Origin of the sequence: Aeromonas sp. ASNIH1, from assembly GCF_002934285.1 — a bacterium.
In the GTDB taxonomy this organism is placed as follows: Bacteria; Pseudomonadota; Gammaproteobacteria; order Enterobacterales; family Aeromonadaceae; genus Aeromonas; species Aeromonas caviae.
Window position 1 is genome coordinate 2,056,494 of the sequence record NZ_CP026228.1, and the last position, 24,300, is coordinate 2,080,793.

General features: G+C 61.5%; 20 protein-coding genes. 8 read left to right on the plus strand and 12 right to left on the minus strand.

Annotation, left to right across the window (positions count from 1 at the left end; translation table 11 throughout):
- Positions 1-41: 41 nt before the first annotated feature.
- Together C2U37_RS09990 and mutT are read left to right on the plus strand one after the other, a co-directional pair.
- On the plus strand, positions 42-1,226 hold the full coding sequence (locus C2U37_RS09990) for a tetratricopeptide repeat protein (protein ID WP_104452199.1): 1,185 nt from the start codon (positions 42-44) through the stop codon (positions 1,224-1,226).
- Between the two features lie 8 nt (positions 1,227-1,234).
- Positions 1,235-1,639, plus strand: a complete 405-nt coding sequence (gene mutT, locus C2U37_RS09995) for an 8-oxo-dGTP diphosphatase MutT (protein WP_174213873.1) — start codon at positions 1,235-1,237, stop codon at positions 1,637-1,639.
- 57 nt (positions 1,640-1,696) lie between these two features.
- On the opposite strand, the gene yacG is transcribed toward mutT, so the two are convergent.
- The 9 genes from yacG to C2U37_RS10040 all read right to left on the minus strand — a co-directional run bounded on the left by yacG (position 1,697) and on the right by C2U37_RS10040 (position 9,415).
- Positions 1,697-1,891 (minus strand): DNA gyrase inhibitor YacG, encoded by a 195-nt coding sequence (gene yacG, locus C2U37_RS10000; RefSeq protein ID WP_039040499.1) that lies wholly within the window; start codon positions 1,889-1,891, stop codon positions 1,697-1,699.
- Between the two features lie 10 nt (positions 1,892-1,901).
- Positions 1,902-2,624: a cell division protein ZapD gene (gene zapD, locus C2U37_RS10005; RefSeq protein ID WP_010675825.1), complete on the minus strand. Its 723-nt coding sequence runs from the start codon at positions 2,622-2,624 to the stop codon at positions 1,902-1,904.
- A 37-nt stretch (positions 2,625-2,661) separates the two neighbouring features.
- Positions 2,662-3,276, minus strand: coding sequence for a dephospho-CoA kinase (gene coaE, locus C2U37_RS10010; protein WP_104452200.1), 615 nt, complete (start codon positions 3,274-3,276; stop codon positions 2,662-2,664).
- Positions 3,277-3,294: 18 nt separating this feature from the next.
- Positions 3,295-4,170: a prepilin peptidase gene (locus tag C2U37_RS10015; RefSeq protein ID WP_104452201.1), complete on the minus strand. Its 876-nt coding sequence runs from the start codon at positions 4,168-4,170 to the stop codon at positions 3,295-3,297.
- Between the two features lie 77 nt (positions 4,171-4,247).
- Positions 4,248-5,489 (minus strand): type II secretion system F family protein, encoded by a 1,242-nt coding sequence (locus C2U37_RS10020; protein ID WP_010675822.1) that lies wholly within the window; start codon positions 5,487-5,489, stop codon positions 4,248-4,250.
- A gap of 127 nt (positions 5,490-5,616) precedes the next feature.
- Positions 5,617-7,323: a PilB family type IVa pilus assembly ATPase TapB gene (gene tapB, locus C2U37_RS10025; RefSeq protein WP_104452202.1), complete on the minus strand. Its 1,707-nt coding sequence runs from the start codon at positions 7,321-7,323 to the stop codon at positions 5,617-5,619.
- Positions 7,324-7,326: 3 nt separating this feature from the next.
- Entirely contained in the window at positions 7,327-7,767 is a 441-nt protein-coding gene (locus C2U37_RS10030; RefSeq protein ID WP_104452203.1) for a pilin, read from the minus strand.
- A gap of 310 nt (positions 7,768-8,077) precedes the next feature.
- A complete protein-coding gene (gene nadC, locus C2U37_RS10035; RefSeq protein WP_041211785.1) occupies positions 8,078-8,941 on the minus strand; it encodes a carboxylating nicotinate-nucleotide diphosphorylase in 864 nt (287 codons plus the stop codon).
- A 3-nt stretch (positions 8,942-8,944) separates the two neighbouring features.
- Entirely contained in the window at positions 8,945-9,415 is a 471-nt protein-coding gene (locus tag C2U37_RS10040; RefSeq protein ID WP_104452204.1) for a retropepsin-like aspartic protease family protein, read from the minus strand.
- 128 nt (positions 9,416-9,543) lie between these two features.
- Between C2U37_RS10040 and ampD the strand changes: the two genes are divergently transcribed.
- The 5 genes from ampD (at position 9,544) to lpdA (ending at position 17,493) form a co-directional block, all read left to right on the plus strand.
- Positions 9,544-10,116 (plus strand): 1,6-anhydro-N-acetylmuramyl-L-alanine amidase AmpD, encoded by a 573-nt coding sequence (gene ampD, locus C2U37_RS10045; protein WP_102949050.1) that lies wholly within the window; start codon positions 9,544-9,546, stop codon positions 10,114-10,116.
- A gap of 276 nt (positions 10,117-10,392) precedes the next feature.
- Positions 10,393-11,157 (plus strand): pyruvate dehydrogenase complex transcriptional repressor PdhR, encoded by a 765-nt coding sequence (gene pdhR, locus C2U37_RS10050; RefSeq protein ID WP_010675815.1) that lies wholly within the window; start codon positions 10,393-10,395, stop codon positions 11,155-11,157.
- Positions 11,158-11,240: 83 nt separating this feature from the next.
- The gene (gene aceE, locus C2U37_RS10055) at positions 11,241-13,901 is read left to right on the plus strand and encodes a pyruvate dehydrogenase (acetyl-transferring), homodimeric type (RefSeq protein WP_104452205.1); all 2,661 of its coding nucleotides are present in this window, start codon (positions 11,241-11,243) and stop codon (positions 13,899-13,901) included.
- 120 nt (positions 13,902-14,021) lie between these two features.
- Entirely contained in the window at positions 14,022-15,917 is a 1,896-nt protein-coding gene (gene aceF, locus C2U37_RS10060; protein ID WP_042015108.1) for a pyruvate dehydrogenase complex dihydrolipoyllysine-residue acetyltransferase, read from the plus strand.
- Positions 15,918-16,065: 148 nt separating this feature from the next.
- Positions 16,066-17,493, plus strand: coding sequence for a dihydrolipoyl dehydrogenase (gene lpdA, locus C2U37_RS10065; RefSeq protein ID WP_104452206.1), 1,428 nt, complete (start codon positions 16,066-16,068; stop codon positions 17,491-17,493).
- A gap of 73 nt (positions 17,494-17,566) precedes the next feature.
- Here the strand turns inward: lpdA and C2U37_RS10070 are convergent, their stop codons facing one another.
- From C2U37_RS10070 to C2U37_RS10080, 3 genes are all read right to left on the minus strand, one after another.
- Positions 17,567-17,749 carry a hypothetical protein gene (locus C2U37_RS10070; protein WP_104452207.1) on the minus strand — a complete coding sequence of 61 codons (183 nt, stop codon included), beginning with the start codon at positions 17,747-17,749 and terminating at the stop codon, positions 17,567-17,569.
- A gap of 144 nt (positions 17,750-17,893) precedes the next feature.
- Entirely contained in the window at positions 17,894-19,540 is a 1,647-nt protein-coding gene (locus C2U37_RS10075) for a methyl-accepting chemotaxis protein (RefSeq protein ID WP_104452208.1), read from the minus strand.
- Positions 19,541-19,662: 122 nt separating this feature from the next.
- On the minus strand, positions 19,663-21,573 hold the full coding sequence (locus tag C2U37_RS10080; RefSeq protein WP_104452209.1) for a methyl-accepting chemotaxis protein: 1,911 nt from the start codon (positions 21,571-21,573) through the stop codon (positions 19,663-19,665).
- Between the two features lie 273 nt (positions 21,574-21,846).
- Here C2U37_RS10080 and C2U37_RS10085 point away from each other — a divergent pair, with 273 nt between their 5' ends.
- Complete coding sequence (locus C2U37_RS10085) at positions 21,847-24,150, plus strand: patatin-like phospholipase family protein (RefSeq protein WP_104452210.1); 2,304 nt, start codon at positions 21,847-21,849, stop codon at positions 24,148-24,150.
- Positions 24,151-24,300 lie beyond the last annotated feature (150 nt).

Here is a 24,300-nt window from a genome sequence, read left to right on the forward strand (position 1 = left end):
CCTCCGGGCGGTGTATTCATTTTCGGACCAAGGAGGGGACGATGAGCAGATTGCCGGCGGGATGGGATGGGGAGGCACATGGGCACTGGCTGCAGGAGAGACGCCAGGAGGCGATCCGTTGTGTGCTGAGCAGGCTGAACGCAGAGACGAACAAATCCGTTCCCCTGCAACTGCAGTTTGCCTATTACCTATTTTTGTCCGGCGATCCCGCTTCGGCGGCACAGGTGCTGACGCTGGCGTACCGGTCCGCGCCCGATAACACTGAGGTGCTGCGCAATCTCTGTGTCTGCCTCTCGCGCTCCGATCAGCATGAGCGGGCCGTGATGCACCTGGTCGAACTGGTGCGGCGCGAGCCGGATGATTATCTGGTCCATGACGGGCTTTGCACTTCCCTTGCCAAGCTAGGACGCCATGAAGAAGCGGCACAAGCGGGAACCCGTGCCCTGACTCTCAAGGATGAGGCCGTCTCGCAGCCTGTCGCGGGGTGGGTGCTGCCGGCAGAGGGGCCGGATGACTGGCTCGCGGAGCAGGGGGAGAAGCAGGCAGTCATCGCCTTCTCCTTGTGGGGAGTACAGCCCCGCTATTTGCGGGGAGCGCTCGACAATGTGCTGGCCGCAGCCTACCTCTATCCTGGCTGGCGGGTGCGCTTCTATGTGGATGGCAGTGTCCCTCAGGGGTTTCTGGCCTGCCTGCAGGAACATGGCGCCGAGATAAAGGTGCAGCCCGATGGCCAATCCCAGCGTCAGCGCCTCTGCTGGCGCTTCCAGGTCGCCAATGATCCCGGCGTGGGGCGCTTTCTTGTGCGCGATGCGGACTCCGTGCTGAATCTGCGGGAGCGGCTGGCGGTCGATGACTGGCTTGCATCGGGGCGCTGGTTCCATATCATGCGTGACTGGTGGAGCCACACCGATCTGGTGCTGGCCGGCATGTGGGGCGGTGTGGCCGGTGTGCTGCCTCCCCTTGCGCCGCTGATGGCGAGCTATCAGCCCAGTACCATGGAAACACCGAACATCGACCAGTGGTTCTTGCGGGACTGTTTATGGCGCTATCTGCGCCAGAGCGCGCGGGTACACGATCGTTGTTTCACTCCGCCCGGTGCGGTGCCCTGGCCGCAGGTTGCGCCGCCGGGCAATGAGCATGTCGGGCAGGATCTCTTCAGGGCCCGGGGGGATCAGCAGGCCATTCGGCTTGCCCCCTGGATCGCCCGTTTGCCGTGTTTACGCTGAGGACAATGATGGAACAGAAGAAACGGATCTGGGTGGCGGTGGGCGTCATCGAGAACGAACGGGGCGATATCTTCATCGCCAAACGCTCAGCCGATCGCCATCAGGGGGATCGCTGGGAGTTTCCCGGTGGCAAGGTGGAGTCGGGGGAGGATCTGCTCACCGCGCTGGACAGGGAATTGTGGGAAGAGATCGGGATCCGAGTGCAGGATTGTGCCCCCTTCATGGAGCTGCACCACGATTATCCCGACAAGCAGGTCTTGCTGGATATCTGGAAGGTGACCCGTTTCCACGGCGAGCCCTTTGGCAAGGAGGGACAGGAGTGCCGCTGGGTACCACTGGCCTCGCTGCACGAATACCACTTCCCGGATGCCAACGGCCCCATCGTCGCGCGGTTGCAGGCCTCGCTTGCCTGAAAGGGAATCAATACCAGCGAAAAAGGGCCTGAGGGCCCTTTTTTGATCGTGAAGTGTTTATTGCCAGGGATCGCCCTGTTCCGGATCGGGCAGCAGATCCGGGTTGATCTCGCCCGGGATGCGCTTCTGTTCATCCGCCCACTCGCCGAGGTCGATCAGCTGGCAGCGCTTGCTGCAGAAGGGGCGAAACGGGCTCTGCGGACCCCATTCGATCTCGCTCTGACAGGTCGGGCACTTTACCTTGGTCACCATGGGGCGCCCCTCAACAACAGGCAAGCTGGAAGGAGACGTCGCCTATCTGCTGTTCCGTCGTCGGCAGGAAGCGCAGGGCGAAGCGGTTCTTGTGGCCGCTCAGGGTCGGATAGCAGGGCTGGGTGCCCGCCAGACGGATGCGGATCAGTTCAGCCCCTTCGGCGGTATCCTGGAAGAAGCCGTTGGTGGCCACCTGGTCGCTGAAGTTGCCCGACTCGCGCCACAGGCGCAGCAACAGGGAGATGGCGTTCATCAGCAGGGTGATGTCACTCAGCCATTGCTGCATCTGCTGGTGGCGGGTGACGGCCGGGGTCGCCAGCCAGTGGTGCAGTTGCGGCACATCGAAGGCGCACAGACCACCCGGAATGGAGAAGCGCTGACGAATGGAGCCGAGCAGGCGATCCTCTTTCAGACGGGCGCCGGGGCGCGGGGAGTTCAGCAGGTTGCGGGAGAGCTGGGTGCTCTCCTGCTGCATCCGCTGGATCTGCTCGAGATCGACGTCAGGCAGACTGGCCCAGTGGCTCAGGCGTTGGCCGAGGCGCTCCAGATCCTTGATGAGATCGGCACGCAGGTCACCACGCTCCAGCAACTCCTGCAAATCGAACAACCCCTTGAAGAAGGCGATATGTGCCCAGGACTGGTCACTCTCCAGATTGTCGCGGATCTGGGAAAACAGGGACTCCAGACGAAGATAGGTCCGGCTTTTTTCATTGAGGGGGAAATCGTAAATCATGCCTAATCCTGGCCAGCCATAAACCGGCCTAGTGTACTCACAGTTGGTGGGCTTGTTGAGAGGCAAATGCCAGATATGTCTGGTGCAGGGCGAAAATTCGCTCCTCTATGGTCTCACTCGTACCACTCTGGTTGTCCAGGACGTCGTCGGCCATCGCCAGGCGCTCGCTGCGGCTCGCCTGGGACGCCAGTATCGCCTGGGCCTGTTCCCGACTGACGCCATCGCGGCGGCAGGTACGCTCGATTTGCGTCGCTTCGTCCACATCGATCACCAGCACCCGATCGGCGAGGGAAGTGAGCCTGTTTTCCACCAGCAAGGGGACGACCAGCAGGCAGTAGGGGGAGCGGGTTGCCGCACACTGGCGCAGCATCTCGCTACGGATGAGGGGATGGAGCAGGGCATTGATCCACTCCTTGGCCTGCGAGTCGGTGAAGATCCGCTCTCGCAGCCGGCGGCGATCGAGCTGGCCATCGGGGGTCACGACATCCGGGCCAAAATGGGTGGCGATGGCAGCCAGAGCAGGGGTGCCGGGCTCCACCACCTCACGGGCGATGATGTCCGCATCCACCACCTCGATGCCCAGCTCGGCAAAGCGGTTGGCAACCGTGGTCTTGCCGCTGCCGATTCCCCCTGTGATTGCGACTACATACATGGGTCAGAGATCCTTTTGCTAGAGCACAACATCAAGATACCAGCGGGTGATGCTATCGCCCCACAGCAGCGTTATCCAGCCCGCGATGGCGAGATAGGGGCCAAAGGGAATGGGTTTGCCCTGGTGGTGATTGCGCAGCAGGATGAGACCGATGCCGATGATGGCGCCTGCCAGCGAAGAGAGCAGCAGCACGATGGGCAAGGCTTGCCAGCCGAGCCAGGCGCCCAGCGCCGCCAGCAGTTTGAAATCCCCGTACCCCATCCCCTCTTTGCCGGTTAGCAGCTTGAAGGCCCAGTAGAGGCTCCAGAGCACCAGATAGCCCGCCATGGTACCGATCACCGCATCGGCCAGGGGCACGAAACCGCCCGCCAGATTGAACAGCAAGCCACCCCAGAGCAGGGGCAGGGTGAGCTGATCCGGCAAGAGCATCTTGTCTAGGTCGATGAAGGTCAGTGCGACCAATGTCCAGGTGAGCAGCAGAGCAGCAAGGGTGCCCCAGCCAGGGGCAAGCGCGGCTGCCACCGAGACCGACAGCAGTGCGGTGAGCAGCTCGACCAGGGGATAGCGAGCCGAAATGGGGGCGTGGCAGTTGCGGCAGCGCCCCCTGAGCCATAGCCAGCTCAACAGGGGAATGTTCTCCAGCGCCCCTATGGGGTGGTCGCAGTGGGGGCAGCGGGAGCGAGGCACCATGAGGTTGTATCGTCCGGTTGCAGGAGGAGTCTCTTCATCGTTACCGAAATAGTCGCTGTATTCGGCATGCCAGGTCCGCTCCATCATGATGGGCAGACGATGGATCACCACGTTCAGGAAGCTGCCCACCATCAGGGAGAAAAGGAAAATCAAGGAGAGATAGAGCCAGGGCAAGCCCTGGGCCAGTTCGATCAAAGGCACCATAGATCAATCGCTTGTGTCGGGAACGGGGATGGCAGATGGCCGGGGGAAATGCACCGCCCGGCCCTCTGTCGAGGGGGTCAGTGTATCACAGAGCCCAGCTTGAAGATGGGGAGGTACATGGCCACGACCATGCCGCCGACCAGCACCCCGAGCACCACCATGATGATGGGTTCGAGCAGGCTGGTGAGGCCGTCGACCATGTCGTCCACCTCCTGTTCGAAAATGGCGGCGACCTTGGAGAGCATGTCGTCGATGGCGCCGGATTCCTCACCGATCATCACCATCTGGGTCACCATGTCGGGGAAAAGATCCACGGTGCGCATGGCGACGTTGATCTGCATGCCGGCCACCACCTCGTTGCGAATGGCCATGGTCGCAGTGCGATAGACATAGTTGCCGGATGCTCCGGCCGCCGAGACCAGGGCATCCACCAGCGGGATACCGGCGGAGAAGGTGGTGGAGAGGGTGCGGGCAAAACGGGCCATGGCCGCCTTGTGCAGTATGTTGCCCACCACGGGAATGGTGAGGATGAACTTGTCCGTGTTGTCCCTGACCTTCTGGGATTTTCGCCAGGCCCGCACATAGAGGAAGACGGCGAGAGCAGCGCCGCCAAAGATGGCGTACCACCACTCCTGCATGAAGCGGGAGATGGCGATGACGAACCGGGTGAAGGCAGGCAGCTCGGCACCGAAGCTCTTGAAGATATCCTCGAACTGGGGAATGACGAAGAGCAGCAGGATGGAGGTGACGACGATGGCCACCAGAATGACCATGGACGGATAGAACATGGCCTTCTTGATCTTGGATTTGAGGGCTTCGTTCTTCTCGCGGTAGATGGCGATACGGTCGTAGATGGTCTCCAGGGCACCGGATTGCTCCCCGGCCTCGACCAGGTCGCAATAGAGGTCGTCGAAGTGGCGGGGATGGCGGCGCAACGCCTCCGAGAGCGGGGTGCCCGTTTCCACATCGGCGGCGATCTGGCCGATGAGCTCGCGCACCGCCGCTTTCTCGTGGCCGCGGGCAATGATCTGAAGACTCTGCACCAGAGGCACGCCGGCGGAGAGCATGGTGGTGATCTGGCGGGAGATGACGGCGATGTCCATCGGCTTGATCTTGGCGCCGCCCTTGGAGAAGAGCCCCTGGCTCTGCTTGCTGACCCTGGTGACGTTGACGCCCTGCTTGCGCAGCTCGGCCTTGACGGTGGTGATGCTGTCGGCTTGCAGCTCGCCTGAGACCTTCTGTCCCTTGCGGTTGACGCCGTGCCAGCGGTAGGAGAAGACTTTTTTCGGTGCGTTGCGTTTTTGAGCTAATGTGGCCATCACTGCATCCTGCAATTGGGCGACGGTGGCCGGATGCTGCTGCCTGTCCGGCTCATCTTGGCTTGAAGAAGGTCATCGGGGTGATGGCAGCGGCTTCACCCGGCGAGATGACTCGGGCACTGCGAACTCAGTTGGTGGTGATCCTGTTGATTTCGGCCAGACTGGTGACGCCAAGACGCGCTTTCTCGAGGCCGGATGTGCGCAGGGTGCGCATCCCTTCCTTTTGGGCTATCGCGGCAATCTGCAGCGAGTTGGCTCCCTGCATGATGAGTTTGGCGATGTTGTCGGACATCAGCATGATCTCATAGATGCCGACCCGGCCTCTGTAGCCTCCCGAGCACTCCTTGCATCCCACGGGCTTGAACAGCCGCAACCCGGCGGCCAGTTGCTGCTGGGTGAAGCCCAGCTCCAGCAACTCGGCTTCCGGCACCACTTCCGGCGCCTTGCAGTGATCGCAGAGTTTGCGGGCAAGGCGCTGGGCCATGATGAGGGTGACCGAAGAGGCGATGTTGAAGGCCGGCACCCCCATGTTCATCATCCGGGTGAGCGTTTCTGCCGCCGAGTTGGTGTGCAGGGTGGAGAGCACCAGGTGACCGGTCTGGGCGGCCTTGATAGCAATCTCGGCGGTTTCCAAATCCCGTATCTCCCCCACCATGACGATGTCGGGATCCTGGCGCAGGAAGGAGCGCAGGGCGCTGGCGAAGGTGAGCCCCGCCTTGGGATTGATCTGCACCTGGTTGACGCCGGGCAGGTTTATCTCGACCGGATCTTCGGCGGTGGAGATATTGACCTCGCTGGTGTTGAGGATGTTGAGGCCGGTATAGAGTGAGACCGTCTTGCCTGACCCCGTCGGGCCGGTCACCAGGATCATGCCCTGAGGTTTGGAGAGGGCGTGCAGGTATTGCGTCTTCTGCCGGTCGTCAAAGCCGAGTTGATCGATATTGAGCCGGGCGGCCGAGGAGTCCAGCAACCGGATCACGATCTTTTCGCCCCACATGGTGGGCAGGGTGTTGACCCGCATGTCCATGGATCTGTTGCGTGAGATCTTGAGTTTGATCCGGCCATCCTGGGGCAGGCGCCGTTCGGCAATGTCGAGCCGCGCCATCACCTTGAGGCGAGCCGCGAAGCGGTTGGCCAGGTTGACCGGCGGCGTGGCGACTTCGTGCAGTATGCCGTCTACCCGAAAGCGGATCCGGTACTTGGTCTCGTAGGGTTCGAAATGCAGGTCGGAGGCCCCGCGCTTGATGGCATCCATCATGATCTTGTGGATGTATTTGACGATGGGGGCGTCATCGTCCGCGGTGTTGACGCTCTCATCGAGGCGGGAATTCTCGTCGGAGACCTCGAGCTCGGAGATCTCGGCCTCGTCGATGTGATCCATGCCGAGGGTATCCTGCTCGCTCTCCATCAACTTGCCGATGGCGGCGGTCAGCTTGCTCTCCTCGACCAGCAGGGCTTCCGTGTGCAGACCGAAGCTGAAGCCGAAATCCTCCAGGGCCGACACGTTGGTCGGATCGGACATGGCGATATAGAGGGTATGCCCCTGGGTGTAGATGGGCAGGACGTGGTGTTTTTCAATCAGCTTTTGATTGAGGTATTTCTGCGGGATCTCGGCCAGGTCGAAGGCGGCCAGATCCAGCAGAGGTACCCCATACTCAAGCTCGCAAAAGTCGGCGAGGGCCTTGCTGTCGAGGATGTCGTTTTCAATCAGGAAGGTGACAAAGGGCTTGCGCTGCGCCCTGGCCTGGCTCAGATAGCGCTGTGAGTCCGGCTCACTGAGGAGGGAGGAAGCGGCCAGGCTGGTGGCCAGGCCGCTATTAAGGCTAGAGGTCATGCGTTAGCAGAGGCCGTTTGTTTTACATGCTCCGGATATTTTCCAGATCACCTGATCCCCTGCATCGAGAGTCGCTGCATTGGAGACAGATATTTCGTAAGTCGCAGGGGTGTAACCCTCAAATACCGTGGCATCTCCTGTGGCTGTAATGGCGGCAGCACTTGCGACTACAGATGTCACGTTGGCAGTGTTAAAAGAACCTGAAACTGCATTCGTTGCTGCCAGTGCGCAATTAGCAATTAACGTAGCTCGAACAGTCTCTGTTGAACCTTGAACGCAAACTTCATAAGCCGTCTTGGCTGGGCCGGTTGCTGCAATAACCTCCGAAAACTTGGCGCGTTTGGTGTAGCTCTGATACGCCGGCAAGGCGATGGCGGCGAGGATGGCGACGATCGCAACGACGATCATCAATTCGATTAGCGTAAACCCTGACTGTCTTTTCATGTGAAATATCCTTTTTTCCATGTTTCCTGATAAGCACCGGTGGAATGCTATCCACGCTGGTATCTTATCCGAGCGCTTCGGGTTGGCAACAGAGGCGGGGACCTTGTTAGCCACTTTTATGTCATTTAGTGAAATGTGTAGAAAAATCAAAGATTAAATGGCTTCCATTGGCACTTGTCATGAGGCGGGAGGGCCCATCTTCACACTCCTTATGTCGTGGGATCCTGCATAAAGAAAAGGCGCCGATGGCGCCTTTTGCAAGTTTCGAGCCCTGTAATATTTTTGGGCACGAGCAACGGATGGGGCTTGCTCAAGCCTCGACAAAGCGCATGGAGAGATCCAGTGCCCGCACATGCTTGGTCAGCGCTCCCACCGAGATAAAGTCGATCCCGGTCGCGGCGTATCCGGCAAGGGTATCGAGGGTGACGTTGCCGGAGACTTCCAGCTTGGCTCTGCCCTGATTGAGGCGAACAGCGTCCTGCATCATGGGGATGTCGAAGTTGTCCAGCATCACGATGTCGGCCCGTGCGGCCAGGGCCTGCTCCAGCTCGGCCAGGGATTCGACCTCGACTTCCACCGGTTTGTCCGGATTGAGACGGCGCGCTTCGCTGATTGCTTCCGCGATGCCACCGCAGGCGAGAATGTGGTTCTCCTTGATGAGGTAGGCATCAAACAGACCGATACGGTGGTTTTTGCCGCCCCCGCAGGTGACCGCATACTTCTGGGCGCTGCGCAGGCCGGGCAGGGTCTTGCGGGTATCGAGGAGGCGGCAGTCAGTGCCTTCCAGCTCGGCCACATAACGGGCGGTCAGGGTGGCGACCCCGGAAAGGGTCTGCACGAAGTTCAGCGCGTTGCGCTCGCCGGTCAGCAGCACGCGGGCGGGGCCATGGAGGCGGAACAGCTCCTGATTGGGGGCAAGGCGTTCACCATCTTGCACTTTCCACTCGACCTTCACTTCGCCACCGAGCTGGGCAAACACCTCGTCGACCCAGGGCTGGCCGCAAAATACGCCCGCCTCGCGGGTGATGACTCGCGCGGTCGAGATGCGATCGGCAGGGATCAGCTGGGCCGTGATGTCGGCGCTGGCATCCGGTTGATCCAGCGCGGTGAGGGCATCGCCCAAGTCTTCGAGAAGTGCGGCGCGCACGGCGCGGCGGATGTCCTGTTGTAACATGCCTTATTCCTGCAAGGGTCTGAGAAGCAATTGCCTGTCTTTCTGGCGCAATTCCAGCCTGCCCAGGGCATTCATGCCCACCAGGATCTCCTCCCCGTCGGCAGCCGGATTGATAAAGACGGACAAATCGTACAGGGTCAGCGGACCCATCGCCAGACTTTCGATCCGGCCAGTTTCGACCTGGATCTCTCCGGCTGCCGTGTTGACCCGGCTGCGGCCCGTGGCGACGAGGCCGAGCCGGGCGGCCACCTGGCTCGGTATGGTCACCCGGGTTGCTCCTGTGTCCAGCAGCAGTTGCACCGGCTGGTCGTTGATGGCACCCTCCAGACGATAATGGCCGCTGGCATCGGCCTTGAGTAGCAGATCGCCGCTGGCGGTCACCGACGGTTGTTCACGACCATGAAAGTAGAGGGTCAGCAGACCCAGCAGCGAGAGCCAGGCGAGCAGCCAGAGACGGCGTGCCATCGGGTGCATAGTGTGTCCCATATCGCGCGAGTGAATGGCTCAGCCTAACATAGCGTTATCCATGAATTCAGAGACTTGTTCCCAGTTTTCCCATCCCGCCAGAGGCACATCGCTTCCATTTGTGAGTCGAGCAGACGATGACACAACCCACAACCCTGTTTTCCATCGATCGTGAAGGATGGTGCGAGCAGGCCCGCAAGGTGCCTTCCCCCCATCACAATGAGAGGCTCAGCCCGGATGATGTCTCCTTGCTGGTGATACACGGCATCAGCCTGCCCCCCGGGCAGTTTGGTGGCCCCTTTATCGACGATCTGTTTCTGGGGCGCCTCGATCCCGGTGCTCACCCCTATTTCGCCGGTATTCATCAACTGAGGGTCTCGGCCCACTGCCTGATCCGCCGCGATGGGGAACTGGTACAGTACGTGCCTTTTGGCGCCAGGGCATGGCATGCGGGAGTCTCGAGCTGGGAGGGGAGGGAGGCGTGCAACGATTTTTCCATCGGGATCGAACTGGAAGGGACCGACGAGCTTCCCTACAGCGACAAGCAATACGAGGTGCTGTCGGACCTCAGCCGGGCGATTGTTCACCGTTATCCCGCCATCACGGCGGACCGTATTGTCGGCCACTGCGACATCGCGCCGGGCCGCAAGACGGATCCGGGTGACAGTTTCGAATGGCCTCGCTATCGGGAAAAGCTTCACTTTGAGTGAAAAATCTAAAAATTATTTTTTGTTTTTAGAATCAATGGCTTGCCTTGTCTGGCAAGCCATTTTTCATGCTGTTGAATAAATGTTATCGGTGAGCAAGCTCACAAATATTGGTCAGACCATTTTCTATGAGCTATATCATGATTCCGCGTTTTTACCCCCAAAGTGGCAACCGAGCTTCTTGATTCAGATCATCTTTTGGGTGGACTTTTTTCAAGCCCTCTGCTAATTTTCGCCCCAACCATAAAATTGGTAATACCAATTTAACAAAGTAGCCTCATGCCCTATATCAAGATAACTCAGCCCAAGCTGGCCGACGCCATTGTCGCCGAGCTGGAAAGCATGATTCTGGAAGGCAGCCTGCAGCCGGGCCAGAAGTTGCCGCCCGAGCGGGAACTCGCCATCCAGTTTCAGGTGTCGCGCCCTTCCTTGCGCGAAGCCATCCAGCGCCTGGAAGCGAGAGGACTCTTGTATCGTCGTCAGGGCGGTGGCACTTACGTACAAAATGCCCTGAGCAAGGGGATCGCCGACCCCCTGTTCGAACTGCTCAGCACTCACCCGGAAGCCCAGTACGACCTGCTGGAGTTTCGTCACGCGCTGGAAGGCATCTGTGCCTACTATGCTGCGCTGCGGGGCACCGAGGCTGATTTCGAACGGATTCGCCTGGCGCAAGCCGCCATCGAAGAAGCCGGTCAGCAAGGCTCGCTGGTGGTCGAATCGGCCGCCGTGACCCAGTTCTATCTGGCCGTGGCCGAGGCCTCCCACAACGTGGTGCTGCTGCACCTGTTGCGGGCCATGGGCCCCATGCTTGAGCAGAACATTTTACGCAATAACGAAATTTTGAATCGCCGTCCGGGAGTGGTCGCCAAGATCCGTCGCCATCGTGCGAGCCTGATCGAGGCTATCCTGTCGGGGGCTCCGGAGCGGGCCAGGGCTGCTTGTCATGAGCACCTGGCCTTTATCGAGGACACCTTGTTGGATATGCAGAGGGAAGACAGCCGGATCCAGCGATCCATGCGTCGGATCCGTCAGCAGGAAAACTAATCCCACAAGGCTTTCTTAATTGTCGAATGCTTGCGCCCTTCGCCGTGCAATGCCGTGCAATCACAACAACATAGGAACCAGCCATGTCTGATATCCTGAAGAACGATGTGGACCCGATAGAAACGCTGGAGTGGCTTGCCTCTCTGGAATCCCTGCTGCGTGAAGAGGGTCCGCAACGCGCTCAGTTCATCCTTGAACAGTTGGCCGAGAAAGCCCGCGCAAGCGGTGTGGACGTGGCTGCCAAGGCAAACCGCGACTACATCAACACCATCCCGTCCAGCGACGAGCCGGCCTACCCGGGCGACCTGGAAATGGAACGCCGCATTCGCGCCATCATCCGCTGGAACGCCATGATGATCGTGCTGCGCGCCTCCAAGAAAGACCTGGACCTGGGTGGTCACATGTCTTCCTTCGCCTCTTCCGCGACCATCTATGAAGTCTGCTACAACCACTTCTTCCGTGCCCGCAACGAGAAGGACGGTGGCGATCTGGTCTACTTCCAGGGTCACATCTCCCCGGGCATCTACGCCCGTGCATTCGCCGAAGGTCGTCTGACCGAAGAGCAGCTGGACAACTTCCGTCAGGAAGTGGATGGCAAGGGTATCCCTTCCTACCCGCACCCGAAACTGATGCCGGAATTCTGGCAGTTCCCGACCGTTTCCATGGGGCTGGGCCCCATCGCCGCCATCTATCAGGCGCGTTTCCTGAAGTACCTGACTGACCGTGGCATCAAGGATTGCTCCGAGCAGACCGTTTACGCCTTCCTGGGTGACGGCGAGATGGACGAGCCGGAAGCCAAGGGTGCCCTGACCGTTGCCGTGCGTGAAAAGCTCGACAACCTGGTGTTCGTGGTCAACTGCAACCTGCAGCGTCTGGATGGTCCGGTTGTCGGCAACGGCAAGGTCATCAACGAGCTGGAAGGTCTGTTCGCCGGCGCTGGCTGGGACGTGACCAAGGTCATCTGGGGTCGCAAGTGGGATGAGCTGCTGAAGAAAGACACTTCCGGCAAGCTGATCCAGCTGATGAACGAGACCGTGGATGGTGACTACCAGACCATGAAGTCCCGCGACGGTGCCTACGTGCGCGAGCACTTCTTCAACCGTTACCCGGAAACCGCCGCGCTGGTCAAAGACATGACCGACGAGGAGATCTTCGCCCTGAACCGCGGTGGTCACGACCCCCGCAAACTGTTCGCCGCCTTCTCCAAGGCTGCAGCGACCAAGGGCAAGCCGACCGTGATCCTGGCCAAGACCATCAAGGGTTATGGCATGGGCGAAGCGGCCGAAGGCAAGAACATCGCTCACCAGGTCAAGAAGATGGATCTGGGCTCCGTGCGTCACCTGCGCGATCGTTTCAACCTGCCGGTCACCGACGAGCAGCTGGAAAACCTGCCGTACCTGAAGATCGAAGAGGGTACCGAAGAGCACAAGTACCTGCACGCCCGCCGTGCCGCACTGAAGGGCTATGTACCGACCCGTCTGCGCGAGAGCACCACCAAGCTGGAAATCCCGGCGCTGGATGCCTTCGGTCCGCTGCTGGGTGAACAGGCGCGCGAAATCTCCACCACCATGGCGTTCGTGCGTTCCCTGAACGTGATGCTGAAAGACAAGTCCATCGGCAAGCGCATCGTCCCGATCCTGGCTGACGAAGCCCGTACCTTCGGTATGGAAGGCCTGTTCCGCCAGATCGGTATCTACAGCCCGCACGGTCAGCAGTACACCCCGCAAGACCGCGACATCGTCTCCTACTACAAGGAAGACAAGCAGGGTCAGGTTCTGCAAGACGGTATCAACGAGCTGGGCGCCATGTCCTCCTGGCTGGCTGCTGCCACCTCTTACAGCACCAACGACTGCCCGATGATCCCGTTCTACATCTACTACTCCATGTTCGGCTTCCAGCGGATCGGCGACATGGCGTGGGCAGCCGGTGACCAGCAAGCCCGTGGCTTCCTGCTGGGCGCGACCTCCGGTCGTACCACTCTTAACGGAGAGGGCTTGCAGCACGAAGATGGTCACAGCCACATCCTGGCCAACACCATCCCGAACTGCATCTCCTACGATCCGTCCTACGCCTATGAAGTGGCGGTGATCGTACAGGACGGCCTGCGCCGCATGTACGGTGAGAACCCGGAGAACGTGTTCTACTACATCACTACCCTGAACGAGAACTATGCCATGCCGGCCATGCCGGAAGGCGCCGAGGAAGGCATCCGCAAGGGTATCTACAAGCTGGAAACCGTGGCCGGCACCAAGGCCAAGGTACAGCTGCTGGGTTGTGGTTCCATCCTGGGTCACGTGCGCACTGCCGCCCAGATCCTGGCCAGCGAGTACGGCGTGGGTTCCGACGTGTTCAGCGTCACTTCCTTCAACGAACTGGCTCGTGACGGTCAGGACGCGGATCGCTGGAACATGCTGCACCCGACCGCCGAAGCGCGTGTGCCCTACATCGCTCAGGTGCTGGGCAGCGAAGCCACCATCGCCGCGACCGACTACATGAAGTCCTTCGCCGATCAGGTGCGTGCCTTCGTTCCGACCGAGAACTACCGTGTACTGGGTACCGACGGTTACGGCCGTTCCGACAGCCGTGCCAACCTGCGTCGTCACTTCGAAGTGAACGAGTTCTACGTAGTGGTTGCTGCCCTGACCGAACTGGCCAAGCGCGGCGAGGTAGACAAGCAGGTGGTGGCCGAAGCCATCGCCAAGTACGGCATCGATGCCGACAAGGTCAACCCGCTGTACGCGTAAGAGGATTGAGTGTCGCGCCGGGTATCCGGCGCGACCTTGCCTGGGTTTAAACGGATAACGCGGGATGCGCGTGGTGATGCTCAGGCTGCCACGCGGATGCACGCAAGAGGATAAAGCGCAATGTCCAAACAGATTATGGTGCCGGATATCGGTGCCGATGAAGTTGAAGTCACCGAGATCATGGTGGCCGTGGGTGACAAGGTCGAACTGGACCAGTCCCTGATCGCCGTGGAAGGTGACAAGGCCTCCATGGAAGTCCCGGCCCCCGCCGCCGGTATCGTCAAAGAGATCCTGATCAAGGTGGGCGACAAGGTTGCCACCGGTTCCCAGATCATGGTCTTCGAAGCCGAGGGTGCTGCCGCACCGGCTCCGGTCCAGGCTGCTGCCCCGGTTGCTGCCGCGCCGGCCGCCGCTCCTGCTGCTGCCGCTCGCCAGGACGTCAACGTGCCGGACATCGGTGGTGACGAAGTCGAAGTGACTGAGATCATGGTTGCCGTGGGCGACATGGTTGAAGCCGACCAGTCCATCATTGCCGTGGAAGGTGACAAGGCCTCCATGGAAGTGCCGGCACCGTTCGCCGGTCGCGTGGTCGAGATCAAGGTTGCCGCCGGCGCCAAGGTTTCTACCGGCTCCCTGGTGATGGTCTTTGAAGTGGCGGGCGCTGCCCCGGCCGCTGTTGCCGCGCCGGCTCCTGCTGCTGCCCCCGTGGCTGCCGCTGCTCCGGTTGCCGCCGGTGCCAAGGACGTCAACGTGCCGGACATCGGCGGTGACGAAGTGGAAGTGACCGAAATCATGGTCGCCGTGGGTGACAAGGTTGAAGCCGACCAGTCCCTGATCACCGTGGAAGGCGACAAGGCCTCCATGGAAGTGCCTGCGCCGTTCGCCGGTGTGGTCAAGGAGATCAAGGTGAAGGCGGGTGACAAGGTCTCCACCGGTTCCCTGATCATGGTATTCGAAGTTGCGGGTGCCGCTCCGGCTGCCGTGGCTGCTCCGGCTCCTGCCGCAGCGCCCGTTGCTGCCGCTCCGGCTGCCGCCGCTCCTGCACCGGTTGCCCAGGCTGCTGCCGCCTCCGATTTCGTCGCCAACGACGCCTACGTCCACGCCTCCCCGGCTGTACGCCGTCTGGCGCGCGAGTTCGGTGTCAACCTGGCCAAGGTGAAAGCCTCCGGTCGCAAGGGTCGCATCGTCAAAGAAGACGTGCAGGCTTACGTGAAGGATGCGGTCAAGCGCGCCGAGTCCGCTCCGGCTGCCGGTACCGGCACTGGCAACGGCATGAGCGTCGTGGCCTGGCCGAAGGTTGATTTCAGCAAGTTCGGCCCTGTCGAAGAGCTGGAACTGACCCGTATCCAGAAGATCTCCGGTCCTGCCCTGCACCGCAACTGGGCCATGATCCCCCACGTCACCCAGTTCGACGAAGCCGATACCACGGATCTGGAAGCGTTCCGCAAAGAGCAGAACATCCTGGCCGAGAAGCAGAAGCTGGACGTGAAGATCACCCCGCTGGTGTTCATCCTGAAGGCGGCCGCCAAGGCCCTGGAAGCCCATCCGCGCTTCTGCAGCGCCCTGTCCGAAGACGGCAGCAAGCTGATCATGAAGAAGTACATCCACATCGGTGTGGCGGTGGATACCCCCAACGGTCTGGTGGTTCCGGTGGTTCGCGACGTCAACAAGAAGGGCATCCACGAGCTGTCCCGCGATCTGGCCGAGATCTCCAAGAAGGCCCGTGCCGGCAAGCTGACCGCTGCCGACATGCAGGGCGGTTGCTTCACCATCTCCAGCCTGGGTGGCATCGGCGGTACCAGCTTTACCCCGATCGTCAACGCGCCGGAAGTGGCCATCCTGGGCGTCTCCAAGTCCGAGATGAAGCCGAAGTGGAACGGTAAAGAGTTCGTGCCGCGCCTGATGCTGCCGCTGGCTCTGAGCTACGACCACCGCGTCATCGATGGCGCCGACGGTGCCCGCTTCATCACCACCCTGAGTGGTGTGTTGTCCGACATTCGTCGACTGGTCCTGTAAGTGAGAGGGCGGGCCCAGAGCCCGCCCTTTTTGCTTCTCATTTCGTTAACAGGATTGTAAACTTGCCCCGTTTTTTTCACGGCTGCAGCGGCCTTGTTTGGCATAAGACTGTGCTGTCCGGGGATATAAGAACGACAAAGAGGTCATGATGAGTAAAGAAATCAAAACCCAGGTCGTAGTACTGGGTGCTGGCCCTGCCGGTTATTCCGCTGCCTTCCGTGCGGCTGACTTGGGTCTGGATACCATTATCGTCGAGCGTTACTCCACCCTGGGTGGCGTCTGCCTGAACGTGGGTTGCATCCCGTCCAAGGCACTGCTGCACGTCGCCAAAGTCATTGAAGAAGCCAAGGCGCTGGCCGAGCACGGCATCGTCTTCGGTGCCCCGCAGACCGACATCGACAAGGTGCGTCTGTGGAAAGAGAAGGTCATCAACCAGCTGACCGGCGGTCTGGCTGGCATGGCCAAGATGCGTAAAGTCGAGGTCGTGAACGGCTTCGGCAAGTTCACCGGTCCGAACACGCTGGAAGTGGAAGGCGCCGACGGCAAGACCACCGTCACCTTCGACAACGCCATCATCGCCGCCGGTTCCCGTCCGGTGAAGCTGCCGTTCATCCCCCATGACGACCCCCGCGTATGGGACTCTACCGATGCGCTGGAGCTGACGACCGTTCCTGGCAAGCTGCTGGTCATCGGTGGCGGCATCATCGGTCTGGAGATGGGTACCGTGTACTCCTCCCTGGGTTCCGAGATCGACGTGGTGGAATTTGCCGACCAGCTGGTACCGGCTGCCGACAAAGACATCGTCAAGATCTACACCAAGCGCGTTGCCAAGAAATTCAACATCATGCTGGAGACCAAGGTCACCGCTGTTGAAGCCCGTGAAGACGGCCTGTACGTCTCCTACGAAGGCAAGCACGCCCCGGCCGAGCCGGTTCGCTACGACAACGTGCTGGTTGCCGTAGGCCGTGTGCCGAACGGCAAAATGCTGGATGCCGAGAAGGCCGGTGTTGCCGTCAACGAGCGCGGTTTCATCGAAGTCGACAAGCAGCTGCGTACCAACGTGGCCCACATCCACGCCATCGGCGACATCGTCGGTCAGCCCATGCTGGCCCACAAGGGTGTACACGAAGGCCACGTGGCGGCCGAAGTCATCGCCGGCAAGAAGCACTACTTCGATCCGAAAGTGATCCCGTCCATCGCCTATACCGAGCCAGAGATGGCCTGGGTGGGTCTGACCGAGAAGGAAGCCAAGCAACAGGGTCTGAACTTCGAAGTCGCCACCTTCCCGTGGGCTGCTTCCGGTCGCGCCATCGCGTCCGACTGCTCCGACGGCATGACCAAGCTGATCTTCGACAAGGAGAGCGGCCGCGTCATCGGTGGTGCCATCGTGGGTACCAACGGCGGTGAACTGCTGGGTGAAATCGGTCTGGCCATCGAGATGGGTGCCGACGCTGAAGACATCGCGCTGACCATCCATGCTCACCCGACTCTGCACGAGTCCGTGGGTCTGGCTGCCGAAGTGTTCGAAGGCTCCATCACCGACCTGCCGAACGCCAAGGCCAAGAAGAAAAAATAATCTTCTGCCCGTTTCATAAGAAAAGCCGCTCCATGGAGCGGCTTTTTGTTGTCTGTCTTTCGGCACCCTGCGGTCAGCAGCGCCCCTTCTTGGCCTGTCCCGGTGGGCAGAAGGTGCCGTCGCCTCCGCGATTCCCGTCGCTGACCCGGATCCGGGTATCGTCCACGCTCACATCGGCCCCGTGCACCCGCACGGGCCCGCTGCTGCAGGCACTGAGCAGCACCCCCAGCACTATCATCACGACCAGCTTGCCCATCATACCTCCTCGCGTTTTCCTGATTATGGGGCATTTTCAGAAGCCGGTGGAGGCGGTGCAAAAGCGCCTGCGTCACGGCTTGCCGTGGTGGCGACAGCGGGCGCCGCAGCGCCTTCTGTCGGGTGATGAAATGGGAGTCAAAAGTTACAGCCGGAAGTTGCCGACCAGCTTGTCGAGCTCGCCGGAGAGGTGCTGCAGGTTGCGGCTCGACTCGGTCAGGTGATGGGCGATGTCGGCGGTCTCCATGGTGAGCTGGTTGATGTCCTCCACGTTGCGGTTGAGTTCGCCCACCACGCTCGACTGCTCTTCGGTGGCGGTGGCGACCTGGATGTTCATGTCGCTGATCTGGGTGATGTGTCCGGTGATCTGGTCGAGGGCGCCGTTGGCCTCGTCGGCCTGGGTCACCACCCGCAGGCTCTGGTTGCGCCCATGGGCCATGGCGCTGACGGCGCGGGCGCTCTGCTCCTGGAGGCTGTTGATCATGCCCTGGATCTCGGCGGTGGAGGCGGCGGAGCGGCTGGCGAGGTTGCGCACCTCGTCGGCCACCACGGCGAAGCCACGGCCCTGCTCGCCGGCGCGGGCGGCCTCGATGGCGGCGTTGAGGGCCAGCAGGTTGGTCTGCTCCGAGATGCTGCGGATGGTGTCGAGGATGCTGCCGATGGAGTCGGTCTGGCTCGCCAGGGACTCGATGACCCCGGCGACCTGCTCGATTTCACCGGAGAGGCCGACGATGCCGTGACGGGCCTGGGCGACGACCTGTGCCCCCGCATCGGCCTGCTCGTTGGCCTGCTTGGCAACGTCGGCTGCCAGGGATGCATTGCCGGCGATTTCGCTGACGGTGGCTCCCATCTCGTGGATGGCGGTAGCGACCTGGACGGTGCGATCCCGCTGGGCGGTGCAGTTGTGCTGGGTGAGCTGGGCCTTGGCGGCCACCTCGCTGGCGGTGGCGGCTACCTGGCGCGAGTTGCTCGCCACCTGCACGATGGCCCCGTGGATCCGGGTCACGAACTGGTTGAAGCTGTGGGCAATCTCGGCCAGCTCGTCCTTGCCGGTGAGACTGGCGCGGCTGTCGAGGGCGAGGTGGCGGGCCACCTCGCCAATATGAGATTGCAGGAAGGAGACCCGGCGGCGCAGCCCGATGAGGATGAGGGTCGAGACGAGCAGCGAGATGGCGATGGCGATGACGATGATGGCGATCATCTGGGTACGACCGCTGTCATAGCTGTTTTCGCTCAGGTCGTTGCGATGCTGGGCCTGACCTATCAACCCGTCGAGCAGCTCATTGGCGCCCTTGCGCATGACCCCGTAGCTCTGGCTGTAGCGATCCCGGTAGATGGCGCGTGCCTCGTCCATCTTGTTGTCAGAGAGCGCCTGCAACATGGGGGTCAGCTCCTCCCGCTCCACCCGGGTGAATTGATCGAGCAGGGTCTGGGCCCTGGCCCGGGCGTCGGGATCGACCTGGGCCTTGACGGCCTGCTCCATGGCCTGGCGCATCTCGGGAATGTCTTCCTCGCGGGTCTCCTTGACCCGGGTCAGCACCCCCTTTTCGTCGCGCAGGGAGGTGTCCTGCAGCAGCATCATGTCGATGCCGACTCGCATGCGCGGGATGCGGGAGGCAACTTCCGCCATGGCCCGCATGGGGGTGGCGGTATTCTGGAACAGCTCTTCGGCCTGCTGCCTGATGTTGTCCATGCTGCGCAGACTGGCGGCGCCAACCAGCAGCAGGGCGAGACAGGGCACGGTGACGGCCAGGATCAGTTGGGTTTTGATGGTGAGGTTGCCTGCCAGCATGTTGACTCCTTGGTGTGTTGCTGTGTCGCTACTGTAGCGGCTTGTCATGACGGTTCGCCGTCATGGGGGTCGGTATTCCCTGTCGACCCGGTGAAAAAAGGGCGCCGCAGCGCCCTTTCATCTTATAACCGGAAGTTGCCGACCAGCTTGTCGAGCTCGCCGGAGAGCTGTTGCAGGCTGCGGCTGGACTCGGTCAACTGGTGGGCTATATCGGCGGTCTCCATGGTGAGCTGGTTGATGTCCTCCACGTTGCGGTTTATCTCCCCGACCACGCTGGACTGCTCTTCGGTGGCGGTGGCGACCTGGATGTTCATGTCGCTGATCTGGGTGATGTGTCCGGTGATCTGGTCGAGGGCGCCGTTGGCCTCGTCGGCCTGGGTCACCACCCGCAGGCTCTGGTTGCGGCCCTGGGCCATGGCGCTGACGGCGCGGGCGCTCTGCTCCTGGAGGCTGTTGATCATGCCCTGGATCTCGGCGGTGGAGGCGGCGGAGCGGCTGGCGAGGTTGCGCACCTCGTCGGCCACCACGGCGAAGCCACGGCCCTGCTCGCCAGCACGGGCGGCCTCGATGGCGGCGTTGAGGGCCAGCAGGTTGGTCTGCTCCGAGATGCTGCGGATAGTGTCGAGGATGCTGCCGATGGAGTCGGTCTGGCTCGCCAGGGACTCGATGACCCCGGCGACCTGTTCGATTTCACCGGAGAGGCCGACGATGCCGTGGCGGGCCTGGGCGACGACCTGGGCCCCCGCATCGGCCTGCTCGTTGGCCTGCTTGGCGACGTCGGCTGCCAGGGATGCATTGCCGGCGATCTCGCTGACGGTGGCTCCCATCTCGTGGATGGCGGTGGCGACCTGGACGGTGCGATCCCGCTGGGCTGTGCAGTTGTGCTGGGTGAGCTGGGCCTTGGCGGCCACCTCGTTGGCGGTGGCGGCGAGCTGGCGGGAGTTGCTCGCCACCTGTTCGATGGAGCCGTGGATCTTGGCGACAAAGTTGTTGAAGCCGCTCGCCACCTGGGCCAGTTCGTCACGGCCATCGACCTTGAGGCGATGGGTGAGGTCGCCATCACCGCTGCCGAGTTCGCGGAACAGGCGGGCCAGTTCGTTGAGGGGGCGGCTCACGGAGCCGGCCAGGAGGACGCCGAGCAGCCCCATGCCGACGGCGATAGCCAGGCTGACCAGCACCATGTGCAGGCGTGCTCTGTCCAGTTCGGCATAAATCTCGGCCTCCGGCACCTGGGCCACCAGATACCAGTCGAGCAGGGGGATGTAGCTGCTGGCCAGGATCACTGGCTGGCCGTCGACCTCGGCACGGGTGGCGGCAAAGGGCTGCTTGTTGAGCAGGTTGGTGCTGCTGCCGCTGGCCAGCTGGGTCAGGTTGTCCCGATCGATGCGGCTGGCGTCTGGGTGCAGCTTCACCTTGCCGCTGCCGTCTGTCATGAAGACGAAGCCGCTGTCGCCGATGCGGAAGTTGGCGAGCATGCTGACCATGCTGTCGAGGGATTTGGCGAGGCCGGCGAGGCCGCGTCCGTCGAGTTGCTGGAAGTTGACGAACAGTTTCACCTCGCCGTTGCTCTCCCGAAAGATGCTAAGCATCAGATCCTGGCGGCTCTTGGTGTAGTCATAGAACCAGTTGTCCTGCTCGTGGTTCAGGATGCGCAGAAAACCGTCCTGGTTGTAGTAGGCGGCACTCTGACGATCGGCGAAGGAGGCGGTGACCAGACCATACTGGCTCGTCATGTCCTTGAGCTGGTTGATGAGGATGGACTCCTGCTCCTTGGGCATACCGCGCTCGACCCAGTCCAGCACGAAGCGGTCGTTGGCAAGCTGTCTGGCGGCATTGGCGACCGAGGTGAGATCCTTTTCGATCTCCTTGCCGATGCGCTGGGTCAGGTTGGGCAGCTCCTGCTCGAACATGCGGTCCTCGATCAGCTGCTGGGCAGAACGCTGGCTGAAATAGCCCACCAGCAGGCAGGAGAGGGCCACGGCGAGGATGACGGTGGCCAGAATTTTCTGTTTCAGTGTCAGGCTTGCGAACATAGGGGTGACTCGGAAGTGTGAACCAGGGTTGAACTCATATTAGCGGCTGATTTGGCGCGCTCTTGAGGCGGCGGGGGCGTTTATTGTCGATTAACGTTTGCGCTCACACCCGGATTGGACTGGATTGGCGCCCGATTTTGCCAAGACATCGTCGCAAGCGGGGCGACCCCTCGCCAGCACCCCGGCTTGCGGTTAAAGTGCTTGCACTTATAGTAGGCTGCACCTGACTGGCGGCCTGCCCGCTCGACTCGCTCCGGATTTATGGACTCTCATATGCGCATCTTTCATCGGGGATGGACCCACCTGCTCGTGCTCCTGCTGGCGACCCTGCCGTTCATGGCGGCGGCCGGAGCCAATGATCCCGCGCCTTCGGCCAGAAACTCGGGGGCAACCAAGATGGAGCGTCCGAGGATCGCCCTGGTACTGAGCGGCGGCGGGGCCAAGGGGTCGGCCCATATCGGGGTGCTCAAGGTGCTGGAGGCAAAGCACATCCCGGTGGACATCATCGTCGGGACCAGCATGGGCTCCTATGTGGCGGGCATGTATGCCATGGGGCTCAGCGCCGAGGAGGTGGAGCGCACGACGCTGGCCATCGACTGGAACAAGGGCTATCAGGACAAGGTGGGGCGCGACGAGCTCTCCCTGCGCAAGAAGCAGCAGACCGAGAAGTACCAGCTGCGCACCGACATCGGGGTCAACGGTGACCAGACCCAACTGCCGGACGGCTTCTTCCAGGGGCAGTCCATGGCCAGCCTGCTGCGCCACGCCACCTCCAACCTGCCGGCGCAAAAGAGCTTCGACAACCTGCCTATCCCCTATCGCGCGGTGGCGACCGACATGGAGACGGTGACCCCCTTCGTGCTGGATCACGGCAGCCTCGCCAAGGCGATGCAGGCCTCCATGTCCATTCCCGGTGCCCTCAAGCCGGTGGAGTGGGACGGCCGTATCCTGGCCGACGGTGGCACGGTCAACAACATACCGGTGGACGTGGCCAAGGCCATGGGGGCCGACGTGGTGATCGCGGTGGACATCGGCGCCAAGCTGCGTACCCGGGAATCCTTGAAGTCGGGGCTGGCCATGATCGATCAGCTCACCACCTATATGACCCAGGTGGGGACCGAAAAGCAGAAGGCGCTGCTCGGCCCCAGGGACATCCTGCTGACCCCCGAGTTCGGCAACATGGGGATCGCCGACTTCGCCCTGATGCCGGAGGGGATCAAGATCGGGGAGGCGGTTGCCAACAGTGCAGCGGCCCGGCTCGATGCGCTCTCTCTCTCGCCCGCCGCCTACGCCGACTATCGCAACGGCAAGCTGAGCCGGCGCGCCGAGCGCAGCGGCCAGCCCGCCTACTACATCGACAAGGTGGAGATCATCAACAAGTCGCGCCTCTCCGACGACACGGTGCGGGCCATGCTGAACGTGCGTCCGGACAAGGTGCAGACCTACGAGAGCCTGGAGGCGGGGATCCGTCGCCTCTACGCCCTGGAGTCGTTCGATCGGATCACCTACGAGGTGGAGGAGCGGGACGGGGAGAACGTGCTGGTGGTGGACGCCAGCGAGAAGAACTGGGGGCCGGGTTATCTTAACTTCCAGCTCGGTTTCTCCGATGACTTCGAGAGCAGCTCCAACTACAACGTCGGCATGTCCTACACCCTGACCAACGTGAACGACTGGGGAGGCGAGTGGCTGACCGAGGCGTCCCTCGGGACCGCCAAGCACCTCAAGACCGACTTCTACACCCCGCTGGAGCCCTCCCAGACCTACTTCGGCGAGACGAGCCTGGCCTACGACAAGACCCAGCGACGCGTCTTCTTCCCGGAAGAGAGCAGGTCCTCGTCCGGGGTCAGCTATCTGGACTCCGAGTACAGCTTCACCAGCGTGGATCTCGCCGTCGGCTGGAATCGCCAGCCCTGGAGCCGCTTCTCCCTTGGGCTGGAGGGCAAGATCGGCAGCGTGGAGATCCAGAACCTCACCAACGCGGATGCCGATGCCTCAGCCTGGGGACCCTACATCCGCTTCGAGCACGACACCCTCGACAGCCGCTACTTCCCCTATCAGGGGGTCTACTGGGACATCAAGGGTGGCTACTCCTACGTCGATCTCGACCCCGCGGACGCGCCCTCCGAGCAGGCCGAGGGGGTGAATTACCGGCTGGTGATGATCAAGCCCTGGTCCTGGGACAGACACAGCCTCAACCTGATGCTGGAAGGGGGCGGCTCAAGCTCCCAGGAGACGGTACCACTGTTCGTGCAGGATCTGGGCGGGCTGTTCCGCATGTCCGGCTTCCAGCATTACCAGTTGAGCGGTCGCTACAGCCTGTTCGGCGGATTGCGCTACATCTACCGGGTGGCGGACAACGATTTCGGTGCCTTCAAGGCGCCCCTGTTCCTCGGGGGCTCCCTCGAGCAAGGGGGGGTCTGGGACAAGGGAGAGGACATCAGCATCGAATCCTCCTATACCTCGGGTTCCCTCTATATGGGGGTGGAGAGTTTCCTCGGTCCCATCTTCCTCGGCTATGGCGTGGCGGAGGGGGGGCACGACATGTTCTATCTGCAATTGGGCACTACGTTCCAATAAGGGCGAAATGCTGCCTTTTTGTTAACTCACCTTGGGTGGGCGGCTTGTCACTCTAAAAAAACCTAATAGGTTTATATGGTTATGCTGGTTTGATGAATAACTGCACAGGGTTTGGATTTTAATTAGTCGTTAAAACTTATATAGTGGGGG